Annotated in this window: 1 protein-coding gene; it reads right to left on the minus strand. The window is 78.8% G+C overall.

Annotated elements, in window-relative coordinates; translation table 11 throughout:
- The coding region (locus ACXJKG_RS21350) for a 3'-5' exonuclease (RefSeq protein ID WP_456847716.1) at positions 1–661 on the minus strand (661 nt) is incomplete at both ends.

Here is a 661-nt window from a genome sequence, read left to right on the forward strand (position 1 = left end):
GAGGTGCGCCCGCAGCTGCGCGACGAGCCCCCGCAGGTCGAGCGGCGCCGGGACGCTGGTCCGGCGGGGGTCGACCTCGTCGTCCGCCGGGTCGACCAGCTCGAGGAACGGCGACGGCTGGTGGTCCGCGTCGTCCACCGCGGTCACCAGCAGCGTGCGGCGGGCGCGGGAGCACGCGACCACGAACGACCGCAGCTCGTCGGCCAGCACGGCCTCGCGGGCCGCGGCGCCGTCGGACGCTCCCGACCCGGCGCGGCCGGCGACCACGTCGACGAGCGCCTGCGCGCCCAGCAGCGAGTCCCGCAGGCGCAGGTCGGGCCACGTGCCCTCCTGCACCCCGGCCACGACGACGACGTCCCACTCGCGCCCTGCCGCACCCGCGGGCGTCAGCACCTGGACGGAGGCCCGGCGGGCGCGCGCCGCGAGCGAGTCCGAGGGCAGGTCCTGCGCCTGCAGCCAGTCCACGAACGCCCCGGGCGTCGAGCGCGGCATCCGGTCCACGAACGTCTCGGCCGCGCGGAACAGGGCCAGGACCGCATCCAGGTCACGGTCCGCGCGCTCGCCCGCCGCCCCGCCCGCGAGCGCCGACCGGCGCCACGGCTCGGCCTGCTCGGCCGCGTGCCACAGGGCCCACAGAACCGTATGCGCGTCGGCGCCGACC

The organism is Cellulomonas sp. P5_C6 (assembly GCF_054049635.1).